Origin of the sequence: Niallia nealsonii (assembly GCF_002835805.1) — a bacterium.
GTDB lineage: Bacteria > Bacillota > Bacilli > Bacillales > Cytobacillaceae > Niallia > Niallia nealsonii.
Genome location: NZ_PISE01000020.1, coordinates 29,811 through 53,502, shown reverse-complemented (window position 1 = coordinate 53,502; position 23,692 = coordinate 29,811). Strand labels below are relative to the sequence as shown.

The window sequence follows — 23,692 nt, the reverse complement described above, 5'->3', positions numbered from 1 at the left end:
TGAAACCAGGTTTGCCACTGCAAGAACAACCAAAAGGTAAAGTCGCACAAATTTTATATTTGCTTACACATAATCTTCGTCAATATGGCATGTTTACATCGTTAGTCTTGATTATGCTGCTGTTTCAGTTTTTAACAGAAGGAATTCTGCTTAGGCCTTTAAATATCACCAACTTAATTTTGCAAAATAGTTATATTCTAATTCTTGCGATTGGCATGGTGCTTGTAATTATTACGGGTCATATTGATTTGTCGGTCGGTTCTGTTGCTGCGTTTGTTGGAGCAATATCAGGAATTCTGATCATTAATCATGGGATGAGCGTACCTTTTGCTATTTTATTGTCATTGCTGCTTGGGGGATTAATTGGGGCATGGCAAGGCTTCTGGATTGCTTATGTGAAAATTCCCGCTTTTATCGTGACACTCGCTGGCATGCTTTTGTTTCGAGGGTTAACGATGCTTGTCTTAAAAGGACAATCTGTTGCACCCTATCCGAAAAGCTTTCAAGATATGAGCTCCGGCTTTATCCCCGATCTGTTTGGGGGGAGCACACTTCATCTAATGACAATTGCAATTGGCATTTTATTTTCGATTATTTATATCATCAGCGAAATGCGCCTGCGCAAAACTCAGCTTCGTTATCAGTTCGCCGTGTCTTCGAAAGGTTTATTTGCCGTTAAGCTTATCGCAATGGTTATTCTGCTGAATGTTTTTATGTATATCCTCGCGACCTATGAAGGAATTCCAACGATCTTAATTATATTATTTGCGCTGATTTTGCTGTACAGTTTTGTGATGAAAAAAACCATCCTCGGCCGCCATGTATATGCGATTGGGGGCAATGAGAAAGCGGCAAGTCTGTCAGGAATCAAAACGAAAAAAGTAACCTTTTGGGTATTTGTCAATATGGGGGTTCTTTCTGCTCTTTCCGGATTGATCTTTGCGGCAAGGTTAAATGCTGCCACTCCAAAAGCCGGCAATCTTTTTGAACTCGATGCCATTGCTGCTTGTTTTATTGGGGGGGCTAGTGCTTATGGCGGCATCGGTACAGTCGGCGGCGCCATTGTCGGCGGACTCGTTATGGGCGTGATGAACAATGGCATGAGCATCATCGGCCTTGGCATTGACTGGCAGCAAGCAATCAAAGGTCTCGTGCTCCTTTTTGCCGTCGCGTTTGATATTTATAATAAAAATAAAGTGTTGTGAATGGAAAAAAGAACGATTCTCTCAGGAATGTGTGAGAGAATCATTCTTTTTTCTTCATTTAATAAATAAGTTGTGGCATATATTTGCTATTGGTACATTTGATAATCAGTTAGGTAATTTTTCTTCTTTTTTGTACCATTTTTAATCAGTTTTGCCGTTTTATCTACTTTTTTGCATAATTTATTTTCACTTTTCCCGATTTATCGATTATTCGAAAAAAAACGACGATATTAGACAGTCAAAAATCAAATTCCTTGCTCAATCATGGCATCGGCAACTTTAACAAATCCTGCGATGTTTGCGCCAATAACTAGATTGCCTGCTGCACCGTACTCTTGTGCTGCTTGTTTGCTTTTTGTGTAAATATTTTTCATAATATCGTGGAGTTTGCCGTCCACTTCTTCTAATGTCCAATACTGTCTTGCACTGTTTTGCGCCATTTCTAATGCTGATACAGCAACGCCCCCTGCATTTGCTGCTTTCGCTGGTGCAAACAACACGTTATTGTCTAAAAAGATATCGATTGCTTCTAGTGTAGATGGCATATTAGCGCCTTCCCCAACTGCTTTCACGCCATTTGAAACTAACAGAGCGGCAGAATTTTCATCAATTTCATTTTGCGTCGCACATGGCAAGGCGATATCACAAGGAATGGACCAAATTCCAGTATATCCTTCCATATAAATAGCATCAGGATATTCGTTTACATATTCGCTGATTCGTTTATGCTCGACTTCTTTTAAACGTTTAACTGTCGCAAGATTGATGCCATCTTTATCATAAATATAGCCGTTGGAGTCGCTGCATGCTACAACCTTTGCCCCAAGCTGCATAGCTTTTTCCATCGCATAAATGGATACATTTCCAGAACCAGATACAACAACAGTGCTGCCATTAAAGCTTGCGCCTGCGTCTTTGAGCATTTCTTCCACAAAGTAGACCGTGCCATATCCTGTTGCTTCTTTGCGGCCAAGACTTCCTCCATAGCCAATCCCTTTTCCTGTCAGGACGCCAGCTTCGTATGCACCGCGCAGTTTTTTATATTGACCAAACATATAACCAATTTCTCTTGCTCCAACGCCGATATCTCCTGCAGGAACATCCACATCTGGACCGATATATTTGCTAAGTTCTGTCATAAAAGCTTGGCAAAAGCGCATAATTTCAGCATCTGATTTGCCTTTAGGATCAAAGTCAGAACCACCTTTTCCTCCGCCGATTGGCTGGCCAGTTAAAGAGTTTTTGAAAATTTGTTCAAATCCTAAAAATTTAATAATACTTGCATTAACAGATGGATGGAAACGCAAGCCGCCTTTATATGGACCGATATGGTTGCTGAACTGAACACGGAATCCACGGTTTACTTTCACATTGCCATGATCATCGACCCATGACACTTTAAAGGAAATGATTCGATCTGGCTCCACGATTCTTTCTAAAATAGCTTGTTTAATGTACTGAGGATTGTTCTCGAGAACAGGCACTAAGGAGTAAAAAACTTCTTTAACCGCCTGCTGGAATTCCACTTCATTTGGGTTTCGCTTTTTTACAGTTTCAAACACTTGATTCACATATTCATGGACATACTGTGTTTTTGGCAGCTGCTTATTTAATGTTTTCATGTATCATCAATCTCCATCCGTATTTATTTTACTGTGTTTTTTTAAAATTTAAAAAACTTCATTTGGTTTTGATTTAATTCTATACTTTAGGTAGTAATCGCTTCAATATTAAGAAACGATATAGTTGATGCGTTTTATGCATGAAGAGAAAGGAGAATAAGTACGATGGAAATCAGACAAATTCGTTATTTTATGGAAGTGGCACAAAGAGAACATGTGACAAAAGCAGCGGACGCTCTGCATGTTGCCCAGTCATCTGTAAGCAGGCAGATTTTTAATTTGGAAAGCGAACTTGGAGTAGATTTATTTATTCGCGACGGCAGAAGAGTAAAATTAACGCCGATTGGAAAAATATTCTTGGAGCGCATCAAACATGGCATGAATCTAATTGACGAAGCTGCACGAGAAGTGAAAGAATATTTGGCGCCGGAAAAGGGGACGATTCGCATCGCCTTTCAAATAAGTTTAGCTGCACATACATTGCCATCTGTGATCTTTGCCTTTCGCAAACTTTATCCAGAGGTGAAGTTTCAGATGGTGCAGGCGCTTAATCGGGATTTAATCGAAGGTGTTATTAAAGGGGAATATAATCTGGCAATGATTGCCCCAATGCCAAATGAACAGAAAAAAATAAAACGCAAAACATTATTTACGGAAAATATTGTTGCATTGCTGCCGATTCACCATCCACTTGCAAAAAAAGAATCGATTCGCTTAAGAGAATTGATGAATGATTCCTTTGTTGTTCTGCCAAAAGGATTTGTTTTTCGTGAAATTGTTGACCATGCATGCCAAGAAGAAGGATTTTCACCAGACATCTCCTTTGAAGGGCAAGATATTGATGCATTAAAGGGATTAGTATCAGCAGGACTCGGTGTTGCTTTAATGCCAGAAGTGACTTTAGTCGATACTATTCCAAGGTCTACAGTGAAAGTCCCATTAATCGAACCGGAAATTACCCGGACAGTTGGCGTTATTTCCCCAACGCAACGGGAATTGCTTCCGACAGAAAAACTATTTTACAATTTTCTAACAGAGTTTTATGCAAGATTAACGAATTTTAATCAATGAAAGGAGACGAATAGAAGGGATCAAGAAACATTTATGCTCCTCTTTTTGAGGTTATTTTCATTTTTTTAATAGTATCTTCTATTTAAGCTTATTTATGTATTTTTTGGACCAATTTATTTTCATTTTTTACGATTTATCTATTATTCGGCGAAAAACGGCGGATTTTCTATAAACCAAGGAAGAAGCTCAATATAAGCTGCATAGAAAAAAGGATGGCATTCTTTCTATGCACTTTTTTTCTGTAGGAAATCCCGTATCTCTTTTATAGATAATCCTATTTCACGGGCGACTAATAGGAGCTCTATCCATTCTTGATCTAAGTGTTCTCCGCTAGCATTGTGGCTATCCATAAAGCCTCCTAGAATAAAGGTTTTAATCATATTTTACAAGAAAATATTATTTTTTTCAGAATTTTCATTTGACAATATTCTGCAAATTTCCCCATGGTGTATACATTTTTTGCAGTGAGACATACTACTTTAAAAAGAAATGATTAAAAATCCAGTTTTTTTCTGTTGCCAGAAAGAAGATTATGTCGAAAATAAAACGAAGGTAATGAATATGAAAAGAAATATATTTGATAAAAATTTTTTAAGAGGTGTCTCCTTAGTTGCAATAATTCTCCTTCCGTTTCTTTTTAAAAAAAATTCTTTAAAATATGGACTCCTTGCTTTTTTATTAAATGCAATAACAAATGGGTGGATGGACCAATACCTTGTTTATCATAAAAAATTGGAATATCCGATTCGGTTTATGCCCAAGCTATTTAAAAAAAATGTGGCGTTTGATTATTTATTGTATCCAACAGTATCCGTGTTTTTAAATAATATAACGGAAAAAGACGGAAAGAGGATGACTTTTGTTAAGGTGTTAGGCATGATTCTTTGCATTTTTGGAGTAGAGATTTGGGCTACCAAAAATACAAAATTAATAAAGTGGAAAAATGGCTGGAAGTGGTATCATTCGATTATTGGTCTGGCAATAAAGTCTTGGTTAAATATCTGGGTGGTCAAAATGATAAAAAGCGGTTTTCATTACAAATAAAATTTAATATCTTAACAAATTATTCATAAAAAGTCCCTACAATATTAATAATACTTTTCTAAAATGAGGGTATAGATTAATATCAAGATGAAATGGGGTGCTTTAGATGTTAGAAAAACTGTTCAATTATTTTACAGAACTTACAGAAAAGCCACTATTTGTTGAAGAGGATATTGAAGAAGAGTTATGGAATAAAGAATTAGACCAATGTGTTAATATAGAGATGGAAGATAAAAGAAGTTATCATTAAAAACATCCTTATGGGGTGTTTTTTTATGCTCACAATAGAAAGCTCTCGTCGGAACTTGTCGAATAATATATAAGTTTTTGTCCATACTACAAACAAACTAATCATTTTGTAGGTGATAAACATGGATAAAATCATCAAAAATCTAGATTTAGGAGCAAAAGGTATTTGGCTCCCAATCGTGATTGCATGCATTCTGTTATTGTATATAGTGTTTATGGAGAAAAAAGCAATGAAATGGAGAGAAATATATATCACTATCGGGGTTGTAGGGCTTATGACTTGGGTGGCAGATAACATCTTTGCAGACTTTTTAGATTTAGTGGATTTTGGTGACAGTACAATATCTGGTTTAGGAGAGATGATTACCTATACATTTATCCCATCTTCTCTAGCTGTCATTTATTTAAATTATTTGAAAAACGATAGAAAATGGGGGCTAGTCCTTCTTTTTATACTGCTGTCCTTGACAGTGGAAGGAACGGTCACTGCTATTGGCTATATGAAACAAAACCATTGGAATCTTCTTTTTAGTATTCCGATTTACTTTATTGTCTATTATTACTATTTGCCTCTGCATCGGAATTGGATTGCATGTGAAAAATAAGCTAATTCTTAAAGATGTTTAGTATAGGAAGAAAATAATTTTTTCCCTATTTATTCCTCTAATCCGTTACTATTATCCTGTGAAATCCCTGTATCCCTTTGCGTAAATTAAAATATATAGTAAAATAATAATAGAATAAGAGTTTATTTTCCTTTAATCCCCATAATAAAAAGTATTTTCAAGGAAAAGGAAAAATGTTATGATGATTTTACTTTTAATGTACTGATTTACACATATTTGAAAAAATAGAAGAAGATAATCAGAGGGGGATATGGGAACGTGAAGAAAGTCAGAAAAGCGATTATACCAGCAGCAGGACTTGGAACGAGATTCTTGCCTGCAACGAAAGCCATGCCAAAAGAAATGCTGCCAATTGTGGATAAACCAACTATTCAATATATTGTCGAAGAAGCGATTGCATCAGGAATTGAAGACATTATTATTGTAACAGGAAAAGGGAAAAGAGCAATTGAAGACCATTTCGATTATGCCCACGAATTAGAAAATAACTTGTTGGAAAAAGGAAAAATGGACCTTCTTGAGAAAGTTCAATACTCTTCTAATCTAGCAGATATCCACTATATTCGCCAAAAAGAACCAAAAGGATTAGGCCATGCTGTATGGTGCGCAAAAAGCTTTATTGGCGATGAGCCATTTGCTGTTCTTTTGGGAGACGATATTGTCCAAGGCGATACTCCGTGTTTAAAACAATTAATCGATCAATACGAAGATACACATGCTTCTGTAATTGGTGTACAAACAGTCCCGGAAAATGAAACAGACCGCTACGGAATTGTGGATCCAGGAGAGGCAGAAGGAAGACGCTACCAAGTAAATAATTTTGTTGAAAAGCCAAAATTAGGTACAGCACCTTCTAATTTAGCTATCATGGGTCGTTATGTGTTTACACCAGAAATTTTTCGTTTCCTAGAGAACCAACAAGTAGGCGCAGGCGGCGAAATTCAATTAACAGATGCAATCCAGCAGTTAAATGAAATTCAACGTGTATTTGCCTACGACTTCGAAGGCAAACGCTACGATGTTGGCGAAAAGCTAGGATTTGTTAAAACAACAGTCGAATTTGCCTTGCAAAATGAAGAAATTAGAGAAGAAATGCTTCGTTATATTCAAGAACTTGCGAAATTAAATGAAGAAGCTTTGAAACTATAATTAGAAAAGTAGTATGTGAAAGAAATAAGGCTAGGATATAGATATTCCAGTTGAAGTTAAACCCGAACGATTATACGTAATTTTTGTATAATCGTTCGGGTTTTTTAAGCTTTTAAAAGGGCGGTTTCAGTAAAATTTGTTGTTATTACCCGCAGCCTGAATACACTTCGCTTTCCGTGGGGCTCGCGCTGAGCCGCTTCGGCTTTGCCTGCAGGGTCTAAGCTGTCTCGCTAATCCCACAGGAGTCTACGTGTATTCAGGCTGCTCTGTTTTTCTAAAAAATTAATTTTTTCTATTTTTTTTAGATAACACCCTTTAAAAACGAAGTGGAATGGAGCGGAGGACACTCCACTCCTGCGGGAAGTAGAGGAAAGGCTGAGACCCCGCAGGCGTGCCGAGGAGGCTCAGCTTCCTCCCCGCGGAAAGGGAGTGTCTGTAGCGCAATGGAACAAATTAGTTTTTATACTGGACTAACAAGTAACCAAGATTGCGAAACCAGCCTTTATTTTAAAGCTAAATTAGAGATTATTCGTCTTTACAGATTATCTAATTAGTTGTGTCCCAACCTCATTTTTTTAGCTGAAGACTCCTTATTTTATGGATGCTCTTGAAAATCGTTTAGAAAAGAGTCTTTACTTTTGACGATTCAATTCCCAAACGATATGGCGAAGTTCTGGCAAAATAAGCTTAGTCATTGCCAAACGAACAGCGCCGCTTGAGCCTGGCGTAGAAAATACAGCTTTATTATGAATGGTGCCAGCAATGGCTCTGCTCATCAGCGCGGCACTGCCAATGTCTTCTGTATAGCTAAGCATGCGGAATAGTTCCCCAAATCCAACAATTTCTTTATGTATTAAAGCGTGCACTGCTTCAATGGTGACATCTCGTTTAGTAATGCCTGTTCCTCCATTTAACAGCACAATATCTATGTCACTTTGGCCGCAGCCATTAAGGATAGATTGTTGAATCAATACTAGGTCATCTTTCACTATTTCATAACTGGCAATTTGCATATCATGCTGTTTCAGAAGTTCAATCATTAATGCCCCGCTTTTATCGGTTTCTTTTGTTCGTGTATCTGAAACCGTAATAATTTTACAGCGAACAGCTTGAGTTGCTTTTTGTTTATGCTCCTGTACACTCATTGTATTCCCCTCCTTTATGCTATCTCTCATAAAGCTCAGATTGCAGATCTATAGTCAATTATATAGATAAAAATGCTGATAAAAAAGTAGCTTCCAATGAATTTTCATTGGAAGCGAACCACGTACCTCACCTCAAAAAAGAGAGTCTCTCGTCAAGTCGATTACCAAAAAAGCAGATTCTAAAAAAGTAATGGCAACAAGCTATAGAAAAATGAAACTTCTCTAAAGTACGATAAAACTTTTTCGTAAAGTGGAAGTGCTATTTGCCAAAAGGATATATCTTTAGCTTCTCATAATTGTTTTATTTTTTGGGATTATAGTAGTAATCTTTTGGGAGGATAACAATATGTATACTCTGATGAATGCCCTCTATTTAATAGCAGGGATGATATGGGGAGATTGGCAAAATTGGAAAAAATATTATCCTACCATCCTTTTTTTGATTGTGAGAGATCTTTTATATAATTTTCTGCTCTATAAGAAACCAATGTGGCTATTTCAAGACATCACTTTGCCTAATCATACGATGATTACCCTTTTGTCGATGACTATTTCTTATACGGTAACGGTATTAATCTATTTAGGCAGATTTCCTGATAGCTGGGGAAAACGCTTTTTATGGTTTTTATTATGGTCAAGTATATTTTTATGCTTTGAATACATAAACAGTAAATTTGGTTTTATTTCCTACCATAATGGCTGGAATATGTGGTGGTCTGTTATATTTACCGGCATCATTTTTTTATTTTGCCCATCCATCATAAAAACCCTCTGTTAGGTTGGCTATTCTCCGTTATTATTATCCTATCATTCCTAATTATCTTTGATGTTCGAATAAGTGATATGAAATAGAGAAAGGGTATGGACTTTTTTGAATAATAGCTATTTTTTTACAAACACTACTACAGTGAGGTGGAAAAATGACTCGGAATGAATTTTGGAATGAAATATATAAAAACAATGATCAATTAAATTCTTTGTATTCTTCGTATTGGAATCAATATACTGGGATAGGGGCATGGCAGTTCTGGGTAGTGTTAGCCTCCTTAGTTGTACCAGTAGCATTGTTATACTTTTTAGTAGATAGAAGAAGAATTTTTGAGCTGTTTTTCTTTGGATATACGGTACATGTACTTTGGAGTTATACCGATATCGCCCTTGGAAGAAGCGGTTATGCTGTTCATAAGTATTTTTTGCTGCCGATTCTTCCGAATGCAATGAATATTACAGCCTCCGTACTGCCAGTAGGATTTTTGCTTTTATATCAATATTGTACAAATAGAAATAAAAACTTCTATCTATATAGTGTGTTGTTAAGCGTTGCATTTGCCTTTGTTTTTGCACAACTAGAAGAATTTATCGGCTTGTTAACTCTAAGAAAAGGCATGACTCATTTTTACTTAGTTCTTATTGATATAGGGATCGCCTATATTGCTTATTGGTTCACTAAATTGATTATTAGACTAAAAGCAAAGGCTGCATCTTAAAGCAGATTATACATGGTACACAGGGAAGAAGCAGCTGCTTTATCATTTTTTCAGATTTCAGACATAAATCCTGTACGCTTGCAAAAATAGAGGAAAAGCAAGATAAGAAGTTGGGTCATCAGCAGTAGAAATTACTGGATAAATTAGCTTCCCTGCAAGATAATATAACAAAAACAGGGCTGCATTATTGGCAGCTATATTCACATATGGGTACATGGCAATTCTGGGTGGTTCTTCTTATTTTAGTTGTTCCTCTTGTCCTTTTATACTTTGTTATTGATCGAAAGAATATATTGCTGATCGGCTTTTTTGGTTTTGCCAACAACCTTTTATCTTCGTATATCGATGTATTGGGAATCTGCTATAGAGTGTGGAGCTATCCATACCAACTTCTTCCGTTTCTTCCACGCCTTTCTTTAGACGCATCGAGTGTTCCTATTTATCTTATTATATTCAATACATGTTAACCTATTTCTTTATCTGCAAAATAGTGAAAAACTCGCTTGAGACTTGTTTTTCAGTAAGTAAATTCAAAAAGTCACCAAGGAAATAAAGCGAGAAGGCAGCTCTGCAAGTAGACGAGCTGTCTTATTTTATATGAAATGAGCGCTGAGTTGTAAAAAACAGTGAAATCGATAAAAAGGCAGGGAAATTGATAAAAAGAGCTGAGAAATCGATAAAAAAAGCTGAGAAATCGATAAAAAGCAGGGGAATCGATAAAAAAAGCTGAGAAATTGATAAAAAAAGCTGAGAAATTGATAAAAAGGCAGAGAAGTCGATAAAAAGCAGGGGAATTGATAAAAAAAGCTGCGAAATCGATAAAAAAAGCCACGAAATCGATAAAAAGCAGAGAAGTGGATAAAAAAGCCGTATGAGTTTTTTTAACTATTATTTATAATGGAAATAAATAAGCAAAAACGAGACGATGCATAGTCTCGTTTTTGTGATGCTGCTGTTTATAGGCCAGAAAGGAATAGAAACTTTATGAATTATTCATTGTTTTTTCCTGAAAATGTGAAAAAAGCTCTTCAGAATGATCCACCTGGGGCATGGATGTCTGTTCTGCCAGAAGGATGCATTCGATTAAACTCCGGGTACCCAGCGCCAAACCTTGTGCCTGCACAACAAATCAAGGCTGCAGTAGGTACTCTTATTAAAGAAGAGCAGGACCTTCCTTTTCATTATATTGGAAGTTCCCATACGGCAAGTTTGCCACAACAAATCCAAAAAAGGTTGGAAAGTCGCGGTATAAATGTTTGCGAAGAAGAACTGCTTATTACATCAGGAGCATGCCAGGGCATTGATCTTATTGCTCGCTCTTTGCTGGATGAAGAGGCGGTCATTGCAGTAGAAGCTCCTACTTATATGGAAGCACTGGAAATTTTCAAAAATTATACTAATCATATAATTGATATACCAGTCGATGAATATGGTTTGAATACTGATCAATTAGAAGAAATGCTGGAGGAACGGAAACAGGCTCGTCTGCCCATGCCCCGTTTTCTTTATACGATTCCCACTTTTCATAATCCTACAGGAACGACTATGCCTTTAAAGCGGCGGAAACATATGCTGAAACTTGCTGACAAATATGACTTTCTGATTGTAGAGGATGATGCGTATGGAGAACTGTCTTTTTACGAAAGTGTGACTCCATGCAAAGCAATTGATGACGAGGGAAGGGTCTTATATGTTGGGTCCTTATCGAAAGTGATTGCACCAGGAATGAGAATTGGCTGGATTGTCGGAGCACAAGAACTTATCTCTGTGTTTGACTGGTTTAAAAAGGATTTAGGACACCCATTTTCTCATGCAACTATAGCGGCATACTTAGAAGGAAATTCATTGGAAGACAGACTTCACTTGCTAAGAGAAGTCTATCAAGCTAGATGTCAAACAATGCTGAAGGCGCTTAAGGAATATTTGCCTGCACCAATCACATGGAATGTTCCAGAAGGCGGATACTTTATCTGGGTGAAAACTCCGGGTATCGATACCCAACAACTACTAGAACAAGCACTTGCGATAGGTGTTGCCTATGTACCGGGAAAATACTTTTTCTTGCATCAAAAGGAAGGAATAGAATATCTGCGGTTTTCTTTTAGTTATGCAGAAGAACAGGATATGGTGGAGGGCATTCGGAGATTAGGAGAGCTGTTGGCGCCTTATTATAACTAAAGCTCCATCAACTGCCGCCAAGCAGTTCAAAAATACAAGGGAAAAAATAGCTGTTTTAAAAAATGGAGGTATATTGGTGGTTTCCACTAGATCTTCATTCCATCATGCAAAGATGACAGCGTAATTAGAATTAGGTTCAAGAATGCTGATATAAAAGCATTCTTGAACCTGAAAAAAAGCATCCAATGGATAGCCGCTTTATTTTAAATTCTCTTTGTCATCAATACCTTTCACAACATCCTCAATCGTTACATTGCCCAACACTTTTTCCAATGCTAATTGGGCAGTGGCCAATATCGGAATGATAGTATCTTGAATGTTTCTGCCTACTACACATTTTGGATTTGGGTTTTCGTGAACACTAAACAACTCGTTGTCCCCAACAACATTAACCGCCTTATATACGTCCAGCAATGTAATATCAGATAGTTCCTTAGCAAGCTTCGTTCCGGCAATGCCTGGATGCACTTCCACTAACCCAGCTTTTTTTAGCATCCCGATAATTTTTCTAATAAGAGCAGGATTTGTATTTACACTTGCTGCTAAATACTCTGATGAGCTTACCCCATCTTTATTAAACTCAATAAGAGATAATATATGAATTCCTACAGCAAATCGGCTGCTGATGGACATATTGATCACCTTCCTTGCATGTCTGTACCATTTATTTTCTTAGTATGTAATCAAAGTGATTACAATTTCATTATACGTTAAATTTAAGGAGATTATAAAAAAATGTTAGTTAAATGAATTGACAAAAATACTAATTGTAACTATTATTATTACATGTAACAAAGATGGTTACAACTAACCGGACAGAAAATATTTCAGAGGGAAATTTTAATAATACATGTATAGGAGGATTTAAATCATGAAAATGTTAGTAACAGGAGCAACAGGGAAATTGGGAACAAAAGTAGTAGAAGCTTTATTAAAAACTGTATCAGCAAATGAACTGGCTGTGAGTGTGCGCAATCCAGAGAAAGCGGAAGGATTAAAGAATCTTGGAGTAGAAGTTCGCCAAGGAGATTTTGACCGTCCTGAAACGTTAGAAGCTGCTTTTGCAGGCATTGACAGACTTTTAATTATTTCTGCAGATGGCGACAATGAAACAAGAATTAGACAGCATAATGATGCGGTAGCTGCGGCAGAGCGTGCTGGAGTTAAATTTATTGCTTATACTAGTCTAGCTAATGCACAAGAAAACAAAAACTTCCTTGCTCCTACTCATAAGGCAACAGAAGAAGCTATTTTAAAAACAGGCATTCCTTATTCTTTTTTACGCAACAATTGGTATTTAGAAAATGAAAGCTCAAGCATTCAAGGCGTACTAGCAGGAGCTCCGTGGGTGACATCTGCAGAAAATGGAAAAGTAGGCTGGGCATTGCAGCAAGATTATGCAGAAGCTGCAGCTGCTGTATTAGCTGGAAGCGGGCATGAAAACACAATCTACGAGCTTTCCGGCAAATTATTGACTCAGAAAGAATTGGCAGAAGAACTTGGAGCCGTGTTGGGAAAAGAAGTGCCTGTACACAATGTAGATGATGCTGCTTATACTGATATCATCAAAGGTGCTGGCGTGCCAGATTTCCTTATTCCTATGCTTGTTAGCATTCAAAAAGACATTCGAGAAGGTACACTAGAAGTAGAGAGCAACGACTTCGAAAAACTTCTTGGCCGTCCAGCTACACCAATTAGCGAAGGACTGACTCAAATCGTTAAAAGCATCTCTAATTAAAAAACTATTAAGTAAATGTTTGTTTCATATCTTATAAATGATGGATAGGCTTTCTAAAGGAAAAAGAATATTGCAAACAGAAGCACTCGAAATAATCGAGTGCTTTTTAAGTGGGAAAAGCATCCTCTAAATTTAGAATAGATACGAGTTTCTAAACATATCTTTCCTATAGGTGATAAGAAAGGTGTGATTTGTTCATGTTTCTTCCTACTTAAAAGGGGTGCCTGATTGTGTTTTGGCAAGATGTTTAGGGACTTGAAATAAGTGCAAAAAGGCAAGGTTTTTATAGCTACTTAAGATGTTTAAAGAGCAGGTTGTCTGGTCATTATGAAAATGATTCGTATTATTGGAATAGCTAGGAGGAAACAATGACTAAAGAAAATGTAAATATCGGGATTATTTTAGGAAGTACACGGCCAGGACGAGTGAGCCCGCAAGTGGGAAATTGGGTAAAGGAAATTGCGGAAAAACGCGGGGATGCCCATTATGAAATAGTAGATATTGCAGAATTTAAACTGCCCTTTTTAGGTGATCCGTCAGGGGAAGAACAGGTGAAAGCTTGGTCCTCTAAGCTAACAAGTTTAGATGGATTTGTGTTTATCGTGGCAGAATATAATCATAGTATTACAGGAGTCTTAAAAAATGCCCTCGATCTAGCAAGAGATGAGTGGAACAATAAAGCTGCTGGCATTGTAAGTTATGGTTCAGCAGGAGGAGCAAGAGCGGCTGAACATTTGCGAGGAATATTAGGAGAACTGCAAATTGCAGATGTTCGAACACATCCAACATTATCGTTATTCACCGATTTTGAAAATTACAGCACCTTCAAACCAGCTGATTTGCATTTTAATAATGTCAATCTTATGCTCGATCAAGTAATTGCTTGGAGCAAAGCATTAAAGCCGCTTCGCAATGCTTAGGATAAATATGGTAGGAACGAAAGTCAACTATGTGTTGGCTTTTTTATATATGCGAAAAGGCTCCTAGATTGCTGCAATCTGGGAGCCTTCCATTATTTTAAGTTAAATTATTTATCTGTACAAAACTTAAGCATCCACTGTATCGGCAACAGCAGGGGTATTGTATACTTTTGTATCCAAGTCTTTTGTCAGTTTACTAGTGACTACCCCAGCGGTCATACTGCCGCTAACATTTAAAGCAGTGCGTCCCATATCAATTAATGGTTCTACAGAAATAAGCAATCCTGCTAAAGCGACAGGTAAATTTAAAGAAGATAAAACTAGAATTGCCGCAAATGTCGCACCGCCGCCAACTCCTGCCACACCAAAAGAACTAATGACAACAATGGCAATCAAGGTAAAGATAAAGGAAGGCGTTAATGGATCAATGCCCACTGTTGGTGCAATCATAACCGCAAGCATCGCAGGATAAATGCCTGCACAGCCATTTTGGCCAATGGTAAGACCGAATGAGCCAGCGAAATTCGCAATACTTTCTGGCACACCTAATTGTTTTGTCTGTGTATTAATATTTAACGGAAGCGCTCCAGCACTTGTGCGAGAAGTAAAAGCAAACGCTAATACTGGAAAGGCTTTTTTTACATAAGTAATAGGATTTGCACCCATTATAAATAATAGAAGTAAGTGAACAAGAAACATCGCGATTAAAGCAACATAAGAAGCAACTACGAACTTTCCTAATTTGACGATGGCATCCATATCACTTGTTGCCACTGTTTTTGTCATAATCGCTAGAATACCATATGGCGTTAAGCGCAGGATTAATGTCACAATACGCATCACAATGGCATAAATAGTATCAATAATTTTCGAGAAAAAGGCCGCTTCTTCTGGCTTTTTGCGTTTTATGCCTAAATAAGCAATCCCGACAAATGCAGCGAAAATAACAACGCCAATTGTAGAAGTAGAACGAGCTCCAGTTAAATCAAGAAATGGATTTGCTGGAAATAATGCTACGATTTGCTGTGGAATCGTTTTTGCCTCTAAATTGGTTAAATTATCTTCTAGATATGCTCCTCGCTGTGCTTCCGCATCTCCTTGACTGATTTGCACAGACTCTAAATTAAAGCTAGTTGTTGTGACAATGGCAATTCCCGCCGCAACCGCCGTTGTTGCAAGCAAGATACCAATTGTTAAGATGCTGATCTTTCCAATGTTTTTCGTTAGTTTCAATCGTGTAAAGGATGCAACGATTGAAATAAAGACAAGAGGCATCACAATCATCTGCAGAAACTTCACATAACCGCTTCCGACAATGCTAAACCAATCAGATGTATTTAAAGTAACCTCATTGGTTGGTCCATAAATGAATTGAAGCGCAAAACCAAAGATAATTCCTAATCCTAATGCAGTAAATACTCGTTTGGAAAAGGATACATGCTTACGCTGCATGATATATAATCCTGCAATAAATGCAGCTAAGATAACAATATTAATCAGTACTAAAAAATGATGCATAAATATTTCCCCCTGTAGATTCTTTTCTTATGTATTTAATAGTTATAATATAACTATTCCGATAAGTCAACAGGGTATTGAAAAACAAAAATAATTTTAGCACAATCATCTTTCTTTTTTTCTTAGAAAAGGCTTTATAAATACAGCGCTCTAGCCACTTTTCCTTCCAGATATAATTAGAAATTAAATTATATTTGTATATAAAAAGGTTGTTTTCTAAAAGATTGCTGTTTTTCAGATAGTTTCCATGAATAAATCCATTTTTAAGACAGGTTGATTGGAGTGAAAGGTGCGAGACTCCTGTGGGATTAGCGGGACAGGTGAGACCCCGCAGGGCGCAGCATGAGGATGCTCATCACCCGCCCCACGGAAAGCGAGCATCCTGAAACGGAAATCAACCAAAAGCAACAAAGTTTACGAAAACAGCCTATAAAAAAGAAGAGCTGCCCCAAAAGTCATTAAAAATCACTTTTGGATACAGCCCCCTCCTTTTTTAACTCTGTTAAACTGTTCTGTTGATTTCCGCTTCCATCAACAAATTATCAAGTAAAGAAAAGTACTCTGTATTTCTTCAACTGATTTTATTTTTAGGACTTATTAGAAAGCCTCTTATCCAACTAACTTCCTACACCTCAAAACGCTCCATAATCCCTTTTAGTTCACGTGCCATTTTATTTAATTCCTCAATAGAAACGCCAACTTTATACATCGACTGCATCTGGCTTTCCGTAGAAGAAGTTACATGATGAACATAGTCTACATTTTCTTTGGCAATGCCGGATAACTGCTCAACCGAGGCGGTAATTTCCTCTACACTTGCAGAAACTTCTTCAGATGATGCCGATACTTCTTGGATTTGGGCAGATATGGTTTGAACAGCTTTTGCAATATTTTTAAAAGCCAGTCCAGCATTGTTTGCTGCATGAAGACTTGCTTCCATTTCTTTTTGGCTTTTTAACGTAGAAGAAAGGGCTCCATTGGTCTCTTTTTTTATGGCTGTGATTAAAGCAACAATTTCTCCAGATGACTCTTTCGTGCGTCTGGCAAGATTTCTTACTTCATTGGCAACCACTTCAAATCCTCTTCCATGTTCGCCGGCACGAGCTGCTTCAATCGCTGCATTTAGGGAAAGCAAGTTTGTCTGCTCCGAAATATCATGGATAAGTGCCGAGATTTCGCCAATTCGATCGGTTTTATCATGGAGACTGGTGATTGTATCAGATGTTTCTTTAACAGATACATCCAGTTCCGTTAACTCCTTAATGGTTCCTTGTACAATTGTATTTCCTTCTGATGCATACTGATTAACGCGAACAGAATAATCAGAGACTTGAGAAGAAGCATTAGCAATATGCTCCATGCTTGTTGAGACGGCAGCCATTGCAAGAGACGTTTCCACTGCCCCTTCCATTTGTATCGCAGAGCCAGTTGCTACTGCATCAATCGCATCTTTTACAGCAGTCGCTTTATCTTTTAGCCCTTCCCTATTGTTAAGCAAATCGCTAGAAGTAGTATACAGATTATTTTCAATCATCGTAATGCGGGAAACCATATCACTTAAATTTTTCACCATATCATTTAATGTGGCAGCAAGTGTATGGAACTCATCTTTGCGCTTAAAGTGAAGAGGAGCGACAGATAAATCGCCTTTCCCAATTAGCGTCAGCTGTTTTGCCACTGCAAGTATTGGACGCACAATGGAACGAGACATCCAAAAAGCCACAGTCAACGCAATAATCGTTGTTAAAATCGCGAGACCAATAAAAAGCTGCTGCTGAAAGGAATTGTCTTCCTGAATGGTATTATTAGTATGTATCAAATCTTTATCAGCTGTTTCCTGAATGCCGATCCAAGCATTCATCGCTTCCTCCGACCATGTTTGACAATACTGTTCCATTAACGGAATAGCCGCATTAAAACCGCCCTCTTCATATGCAGGAATAACTTGATCAATGATTAAATTCTCCCATTTGATGCTTTTGGCGACAGCTTCTTGATATTCTTTAGAATTCCCCATTACCTCATTTATCTGTTCTGTTAAATCGGCTGCCTTTTCCGTTTCCTTCAAAAAGCGCTCTTTATACGTATCATCCCCGTATAATACATAACCGCGAGCCAAAATTACCCGCTTCGATACATTAACCTCCATCTTTGTTGCAAGGGACACCAAAGTATAATCTTCCTCCATCATTCCCTCAAGCTGTTGATCGGTATACTCATTTCCATAAAATCCAAGTGAAGCAATAGCCGCTATAAATAAAATGATGACTCCAAAGCCAGCAATAAATTTCTGTCTAATACTCATTCCTTTTTCCTCCTTGGAAACTGTAAAAAAAATAGATTTAATTCAAACTACTTGAATTTGAAATATATGGTTAAAAAATCACTTTTTCTACATCTAAATACCCATATTTAGAATGGGGTAAACATTAAAATGTGAAAAAAGTCCTTGGTTTTTTATTATGACATGTTTATCTGAAAAGTCACTTGATTTGCATTGTGCCTCTAAAAATTTCTATCCATTACCTATATAAAGGCAAAAAAATATAGATGCTGCAAAACGATAAGATAAAGCATTCAGTCACTAATCTAGGAATAAGAACCTTTGTCAGCAGCAAATTTCTCCATAATTTTTGAGTAAACGGAAAGGATAAGAATAACGAACACAAAAAAGAGGGATGCATATGGGCTATATTGAAGAAATAAGAAGCCTCACTGGAAGCAGGCCGCTAATTCTAAATTCATCTGCAGCGATCATAAAGAATAAAAAAGACGAGCTATTATTAGTTTTTCGCAAGGATACAAATAATTGGGGATTATGCGGTGGATATATGGAATTAGGAGAAACCTTTGAAGAAACAATGCAGCGGGAAATAAGAGAAGAGCTTCATGTAGCTAGTCCATGTCTCAAATGGTGCGGCATTTTCTCTGGGGCAGAATTGTACCATGAATACCCAAATGGAGATCAAGTATACAGTGTGATTGCCTTATTTGAAGCAGAAATATTGGAAAAAGATTTCAAAGTGGATTATGAGGAACTCAGCAAGTTTCAGTATTTTCCTCCAAACAGCCTTCCTGCTCATATGACGCAGACTACGAAGCTGCTTTTGGAAAGCTATATTCCATAAGATTTGTAAATTCCATTGTATAATGATGGATCAAAAGGTTTAGGATTAATATTTTGCTTAAGCTAGATGAAAGATAAGAAATAAAGGGGAAGAATAAAATGAAAAGAATATTGCCGCATATTTACTTGGAAAATTGTAAAGAAGCAATAGAATATTATCAGCAAACTTTTGGTGGAGAGATTAAAAATGTTCAGCTTGCAGATGGAATGGAAATGTTTAAAGGACATGAGGGCAAATATATTCATGCCGAGCTTCATATAAACGAATCCTGCATTATTTATTTTGCGGATGTATTTGGAGAAACACAAAAAGGCAACAATATGTGGCTGATGATGGATGCTGAAACAGAAGAGGAATTAAATAGCTTGTATCAAAAGATAGCAGAAAATGGACATATTAAAATGGAGCTGCAGGATACCTTTTGGAATTCAAAATATGCGGTAGTAGTCGATAAATATGGAGTGACATGGGAGCTTAATTATAGCAAGTGAGATTTGCTCCAATTTCAAGTGAAGCTATCGTATAAAGAAAGCCATTAAGTACACAATAATTATAGCTATTTGAAGCAATATATCATAATTATTGGAGGCTTTTGTTTTATGACACAACAAAATCAACCGTCGCAACTGCCACAAGCTGTTCAATCTGTACTGCAAGTCCAACAAGCAGTACAACAAGCATTAAGCCAGCAAGGACAACAGGCAACAGGGCAAGCATCAAACCAACAGCAAATGCAGCAAGCAAACCAAGCAATGCAGCAGGCAAAACAAGCAGTACAACAAGCACAACAACAGCTGCAAAGCATTCAAACTTCTGATCTTCAAGAATTGCAGCAATTACAGCAGCTGCAGCAAGATGTTCAAACGGCATACGACCAGCTGCAGCTAGAAAATCAACAACTCCTGCAAGCACAGCAGCTTGTACAAACAGAAAATCAGCATTTATACCAAGCACAGCAGCAAGTGAAACAAGCACAGCAAACACTGAAACAAGAACAGCAGGACGTTCAAACAGCACAACAAGAATATCAACAAGCACAATCCATTGTGGCGGCTTATCAAAATAATCATTTATAATAAAAAATTAGAAGGGCTGACAAATTGTTGGCCTTTTTTGCTTTGGCTCTTTTCTAAAAGTTTGTTGCTTTTTGAATAAGATGAAAAAAATTTTAGAATTACTGAGCAGGCTGCATACACGTAGACTCCTGCGGGATTAGCGAGACAGGCGAGACCCCGCAGAAGCGTATGCGACGAGGAGGCTCGACGCTCGCCCCGCGTAAAGCGAAGTGTATGCAGCCTGCGGGTTAACTAGCAACAAGCTATATAAAAACAGTCTTTACTTTATATAAAGATATCCCACCTTTAAGGAATTTCTTCCATCCACTAGAAATCACTTTCCATGCACAAAAAAAATTGATACAGTAGTGATGCAGCGAAAAATCTCAAACTTATATAAAATCAAACTTTTATAAATAGATAATAAATTTTTTTAGATAGATAGTATAATAGAATAATAAATAAAAAGGGGAGATGAGCCGATGATCGATATTCATTGTCATATACTGCCTGGAATAGATGATGGCGCAAGTTCAATTGAAGATAGTTTAGAAATGGCAAGAGTGGCATCTGAAGAAGGCATTAAAACAATTATTGCAACACCTCATCACAGAAACAATCAATTCACCAACAAAAAAGAAGATATTCTGCAACATGTGGAAGATTTAAATAAGGTGCTAAAACAAAAAAATATGCCGATTAATATCCTGCCAGGACAAGAAGTGCGCATATTTGGGGAAGTGTTGGAAGACTACGAAAAAGGGGAAATACTGACACTAAATCATACTAAATATCTTTTTATTGAATTTCCTTCCTCTTCTGTACCGAGATATGCAGAAAGATTATTATATGATATCCAGACACAAGGAATCATTCCAATTATTGTCCATCCAGAACGAAATAAAGAACTGCAAGAAAAGCCTGATTTAATGTACAAACTTGTCCAAAACGGGGCACTAACACAAGTCACAGGAGCAAGTGTCTGTGGATACTTTGGCAAAAAGGTAAAACAATTTTCCGAACAGCTAATCGAAGCAAACCTAACTCATTTCATCGCATCAGATGCCCATAATACCACAACTCGCACATTTAAAATGAGCCAGGCGCTGGATGAAATCGAAGCGAATTTTGGTTCCGATTATGTCTACTTATTTACAGAAAATGCAGAACTTCTTATAGAAGATAAAAATGTTTATAAAGAAATGCCACAGCCGATTAGAAAGAAAAAGAAGTTTCTAGGGATATTTTAATCATATTCCTGGAGGCTTTTTTTATTTAGTATCTTTGCTATTTATTCGAACGACCGCCTCATTTGGATAAAAATCTTCGTTCTATTATTTCCTTGGTCAACGACTTTTTTGTTACTTGTCTTCTTTTAACAAACTGTTTAAAGAATGCTTTAAATTCCCCCTAGAAAAAATTGGCCACTAAAAAAAGCTGGATTGGTGGATAAGACTATTTTGAAGTTGGCTTTTAATTAATCAATGAATCAGTTTTTTGAGGCTTGCGGTTTGCTCCTTCGGGGTCAAAGTCTGTCTTACAGTAAGGAAAATAATAAAAGACTCTATTAGCAGTATATTCTAAAAGGGTTTCATTTTTCATCAATCATATTTTCTGATATAGTATGAATATGTTTAAATATGCAACAGAGGGTGAGCGAATGAAAGTATTAGCTATTGCCCCATATGAGGGCTTAAAGGAATTAGTTACACAGCTGGCTAAAAAGGAAAAGCTTGATATTATTACTGAAATAGGGGATTTGGATAAAGGGCTAACCCTTGCTAGAGCAGCAAAAAATGAGGGGATAGACATAATCATTAGTAGAGGGGGGACAGCAGAATTAATACAACGAGAGCTGAATATACCAGTTATTGAGATTGAAGTATCTGGCTATGATATGCTGCGAGTTTTAACACTAGTAAAAAAATACCCTGGAAAAACAGCAATTGTAGGATTTGCACAAATAGCAGAAGGGGCAGCTGCTGTTTGTGAAATTTTAAATATAAGTATGTCTTCTTTTAAGGTAAATCAAGAAAAAGATATCAAGGCTATATTAGAAAGCTTAAAGTTAAATGGCTATCAAAATATCATTGGAGATGTTATAACCGTTAAAAAGGCAGAAAGCTTAGGGTTAAACGGAATTCTTCTTACGTCTGGAAAAGAAAGTGTAATAAGAGCTTTTCGAAATGCCGAGAAAGCATATGAACTATATAAAAAAATAAAAAATAACTATTCCTTGCCCCATCAAATATTGGAAGCGGAGCATATAGGGATAACGATTTATGATGATGCTAAAAACTGTATCTACAGCAATAAGTATTTTATCCATCATGTAACAGAAGCGCTAGAATTACATTTAGACAATTTAGTGCCTAAAATAAAAAAAAATAAGAAAAGTTTATCGATAGTAAAAGAAGAGGAATACGATTGGAAAATAAATGGAGAAGAAATTAGTATAGGTGATTCTAAAAACCTTCTTTTTAAATTGGAGAAAATAGAAAAGCTCAATAAGAATAAGGATAATGGTGCTTTTTCGTCTATTGGTGTGACAAATAGAAATAATATCAATACATTTATTTCTAAAAATGAAAAGACCCAAAAAATCTTTAATTATGTGAAACAATATCCAGATAAAGATTCGATGATTTGGATAAATGGAGAGCGGGGAACTGGCAAGGAGCATTTAGCGTATTATATTCATGTTAATCGAAATAATATCAACAAAGCTCCTTTTATTACATTTGACTGTGAAGCAATGGAGAAGAGCATGTGGAATGAATGGCTGCTTCGTCTACTTTCGAAGGAAAATAATAATAAAGATGATCAAATAGGCACCATTTTTATAAAAAATATAGAATTTTTATCAATGGATATTCAAAAGGAGCTATATGTTTATTTAGAAGAATGTCAAAAAGATTTTCAACTGATTGTTTCTTGTAATACAAATATATATAATCAGATTCTTTCTGGCGATTTTTATGAAAGTTTGTACAATCTTTTATCAGAGACAAGTTTTGCCTTGCCTCCATTAAGAGAGCGAAAGGAAGATATAGAAGGGCTAGCATCTATTTTTATCAATGAAATGAATTTGAAATATGGGAAACAAATAGTGGGCCTTCGCAAGGACGTAAAGGAATATTTAGAAAATAGAGCTTGGACGGGGAATATAAATCAACTGAAACAAATGATTAATAGCAGTGTTTTACTCGCCGATGGCTATTATCTTGAACTCGGAGATATCGTAGAGATAGAACAAGAAGATTCTATTAGTGATGCTGGGAATAGCTTTCCTCTTTTTGGTACGTTAGAAGAAATAGAAAAGAGAATTATCCAGCAGGTTTGGCTAGAAGAAGGAAAAAATCAAACCAGAACTGCTGAAAGGCTCGGAATCAATAGGACGACCCTTTGGAGAAAATTAAAATAGGTTAAAGTGTTTCAAAATGCAACGATTTTCATAAAGTTTAAAAATTCAACAAATAACTGTTGTATTTTTAAACTTTTAGTTCTATAATGAAAAATGTAAGCGGTATATAAAAGTTAATGTTTCAAAAAGAAAC

Annotated in this window: 22 protein-coding genes; 16 read left to right on the top strand and 6 right to left on the bottom strand. The window is 36.6% G+C overall.

From position 1 onward, the window contains the following. Nucleotides 1-89 precede the first annotated feature (89 nt). Entirely contained in the window at nucleotides 90-1,205 is a 1,116-nt protein-coding gene (mmsB, locus tag CWS01_RS10410; protein WP_101177159.1) for a multiple monosaccharide ABC transporter permease, read from the top strand. 245 nt (nucleotides 1,206-1,450) lie between these two features. Here the strand turns inward: mmsB and gdhA are convergent, their stop codons facing one another. Next, nucleotides 1,451-2,827 carry an NADP-specific glutamate dehydrogenase gene (gene gdhA / locus CWS01_RS10405; RefSeq protein ID WP_101177133.1) on the bottom strand — a complete coding sequence of 459 codons (1,377 nt, stop codon included), beginning with the start codon at nucleotides 2,825-2,827 and terminating at the stop codon, nucleotides 1,451-1,453. A 165-nt stretch (nucleotides 2,828-2,992) separates the two neighbouring features. Here gdhA and CWS01_RS10400 point away from each other — a divergent pair, with 165 nt between their 5' ends. After that, nucleotides 2,993-3,898 (top strand): LysR family transcriptional regulator, encoded by a 906-nt coding sequence (locus CWS01_RS10400; RefSeq protein WP_101177132.1) that lies wholly within the window; start codon nucleotides 2,993-2,995, stop codon nucleotides 3,896-3,898. 224 nt (nucleotides 3,899-4,122) lie between these two features. Here CWS01_RS10400 and CWS01_RS10395 read toward each other — a convergent pair whose 3' ends face one another. Continuing rightward, nucleotides 4,123-4,248, bottom strand: coding sequence for an anti-repressor SinI family protein (locus tag CWS01_RS10395; protein ID WP_101177131.1), 126 nt, complete (start codon nucleotides 4,246-4,248; stop codon nucleotides 4,123-4,125). Between the two features lie 211 nt (nucleotides 4,249-4,459). Between CWS01_RS10395 and CWS01_RS10390 the strand changes: the two genes are divergently transcribed. From CWS01_RS10390 to galU, 4 genes are all read left to right on the top strand, one after another. Then, entirely contained in the window at nucleotides 4,460-4,942 is a 483-nt protein-coding gene (locus tag CWS01_RS10390; RefSeq protein ID WP_101177130.1) for a CBO0543 family protein, read from the top strand. Nucleotides 4,943-5,048: 106 nt separating this feature from the next. After that, nucleotides 5,049-5,192 carry a hypothetical protein gene (locus CWS01_RS22355; RefSeq protein WP_157827625.1) on the top strand — a complete coding sequence of 48 codons (144 nt, stop codon included), beginning with the start codon at nucleotides 5,049-5,051 and terminating at the stop codon, nucleotides 5,190-5,192. Between the two features lie 121 nt (nucleotides 5,193-5,313). Next, nucleotides 5,314-5,796, top strand: a complete 483-nt coding sequence (locus CWS01_RS10385; protein ID WP_101177129.1) for a hypothetical protein — start codon at nucleotides 5,314-5,316, stop codon at nucleotides 5,794-5,796. Nucleotides 5,797-6,075: 279 nt separating this feature from the next. After that, the gene (galU, locus tag CWS01_RS10380) at nucleotides 6,076-6,966 is read left to right on the top strand and encodes a UTP--glucose-1-phosphate uridylyltransferase GalU (protein ID WP_101177128.1); all 891 of its coding nucleotides are present in this window, start codon (nucleotides 6,076-6,078) and stop codon (nucleotides 6,964-6,966) included. Nucleotides 6,967-7,598: 632 nt separating this feature from the next. Here the strand turns inward: galU and CWS01_RS10375 are convergent. Continuing rightward, nucleotides 7,599-8,111: a MogA/MoaB family molybdenum cofactor biosynthesis protein gene (locus CWS01_RS10375; protein ID WP_101177127.1), complete on the bottom strand. Its 513-nt coding sequence runs from the start codon at nucleotides 8,109-8,111 to the stop codon at nucleotides 7,599-7,601. Between the two features lie 346 nt (nucleotides 8,112-8,457). Here CWS01_RS10375 and CWS01_RS10370 point away from each other — a divergent pair, with 346 nt between their 5' ends. The 3 genes from CWS01_RS10370 to CWS01_RS10360 all read left to right on the top strand — a co-directional run bounded on the left by CWS01_RS10370 (nucleotide 8,458) and on the right by CWS01_RS10360 (nucleotide 11,776). Then, complete coding sequence (locus CWS01_RS10370) at nucleotides 8,458-8,889, top strand: CBO0543 family protein (protein ID WP_101177126.1); 432 nt, start codon at nucleotides 8,458-8,460, stop codon at nucleotides 8,887-8,889. A 142-nt stretch (nucleotides 8,890-9,031) separates the two neighbouring features. Beyond that, entirely contained in the window at nucleotides 9,032-9,598 is a 567-nt protein-coding gene (locus tag CWS01_RS10365; RefSeq protein ID WP_101177125.1) for a hypothetical protein, read from the top strand. A gap of 984 nt (nucleotides 9,599-10,582) precedes the next feature. Beyond that, nucleotides 10,583-11,776: an aminotransferase-like domain-containing protein gene (locus CWS01_RS10360; RefSeq protein ID WP_101177124.1), complete on the top strand. Its 1,194-nt coding sequence runs from the start codon at nucleotides 10,583-10,585 to the stop codon at nucleotides 11,774-11,776. 198 nt (nucleotides 11,777-11,974) lie between these two features. Here the strand turns inward: CWS01_RS10360 and CWS01_RS10355 are convergent, their stop codons facing one another. Beyond that, nucleotides 11,975-12,409, bottom strand: coding sequence for an Rrf2 family transcriptional regulator (locus CWS01_RS10355; RefSeq protein ID WP_101177123.1), 435 nt, complete (start codon nucleotides 12,407-12,409; stop codon nucleotides 11,975-11,977). A gap of 238 nt (nucleotides 12,410-12,647) precedes the next feature. On the opposite strand from CWS01_RS10355, the gene CWS01_RS10350 reads away from it, so the two are divergent. Both CWS01_RS10350 and CWS01_RS10345 read left to right on the top strand, forming a co-directional pair. Next, entirely contained in the window at nucleotides 12,648-13,514 is an 867-nt protein-coding gene (locus CWS01_RS10350; protein ID WP_101177122.1) for an SDR family oxidoreductase, read from the top strand. A 368-nt stretch (nucleotides 13,515-13,882) separates the two neighbouring features. Continuing rightward, the gene (locus tag CWS01_RS10345; protein WP_101177121.1) at nucleotides 13,883-14,434 is read left to right on the top strand and encodes an NADPH-dependent FMN reductase; all 552 of its coding nucleotides are present in this window, start codon (nucleotides 13,883-13,885) and stop codon (nucleotides 14,432-14,434) included. Nucleotides 14,435-14,560: 126 nt separating this feature from the next. Here CWS01_RS10345 and CWS01_RS10340 read toward each other — a convergent pair whose 3' ends face one another. Beyond that, complete coding sequence (locus tag CWS01_RS10340; RefSeq protein WP_101177120.1) at nucleotides 14,561-15,952, bottom strand: L-cystine transporter; 1,392 nt, start codon at nucleotides 15,950-15,952, stop codon at nucleotides 14,561-14,563. A 625-nt stretch (nucleotides 15,953-16,577) separates the two neighbouring features. Next, on the bottom strand, nucleotides 16,578-18,257 hold the full coding sequence (locus CWS01_RS10335) for a methyl-accepting chemotaxis protein (protein WP_101177119.1): 1,680 nt from the start codon (nucleotides 18,255-18,257) through the stop codon (nucleotides 16,578-16,580). Nucleotides 18,258-18,636: 379 nt separating this feature from the next. Here CWS01_RS10335 and CWS01_RS10330 point away from each other — a divergent pair, with 379 nt between their 5' ends. The 5 genes from CWS01_RS10330 (at nucleotide 18,637) to CWS01_RS10310 (ending at nucleotide 23,559) form a co-directional block, all read left to right on the top strand. Then, nucleotides 18,637-19,080: an NUDIX hydrolase gene (locus CWS01_RS10330; RefSeq protein WP_157827624.1), complete on the top strand. Its 444-nt coding sequence runs from the start codon at nucleotides 18,637-18,639 to the stop codon at nucleotides 19,078-19,080. 98 nt (nucleotides 19,081-19,178) lie between these two features. Continuing rightward, nucleotides 19,179-19,571 (top strand): VOC family protein, encoded by a 393-nt coding sequence (locus CWS01_RS10325; protein ID WP_101177117.1) that lies wholly within the window; start codon nucleotides 19,179-19,181, stop codon nucleotides 19,569-19,571. Nucleotides 19,572-19,679: 108 nt separating this feature from the next. After that, nucleotides 19,680-20,156 carry a hypothetical protein gene (locus tag CWS01_RS22775; RefSeq protein WP_193603772.1) on the top strand — a complete coding sequence of 159 codons (477 nt, stop codon included), beginning with the start codon at nucleotides 19,680-19,682 and terminating at the stop codon, nucleotides 20,154-20,156. A 461-nt stretch (nucleotides 20,157-20,617) separates the two neighbouring features. Further along, nucleotides 20,618-21,385: a tyrosine-protein phosphatase gene (locus CWS01_RS10315; protein WP_101177116.1), complete on the top strand. Its 768-nt coding sequence runs from the start codon at nucleotides 20,618-20,620 to the stop codon at nucleotides 21,383-21,385. 410 nt (nucleotides 21,386-21,795) lie between these two features. Next, nucleotides 21,796-23,559: a PrpR N-terminal domain-containing protein gene (locus CWS01_RS10310; protein ID WP_168714385.1), complete on the top strand. Its 1,764-nt coding sequence runs from the start codon at nucleotides 21,796-21,798 to the stop codon at nucleotides 23,557-23,559. Nucleotides 23,560-23,692: the final 133 nt, after the last annotated feature.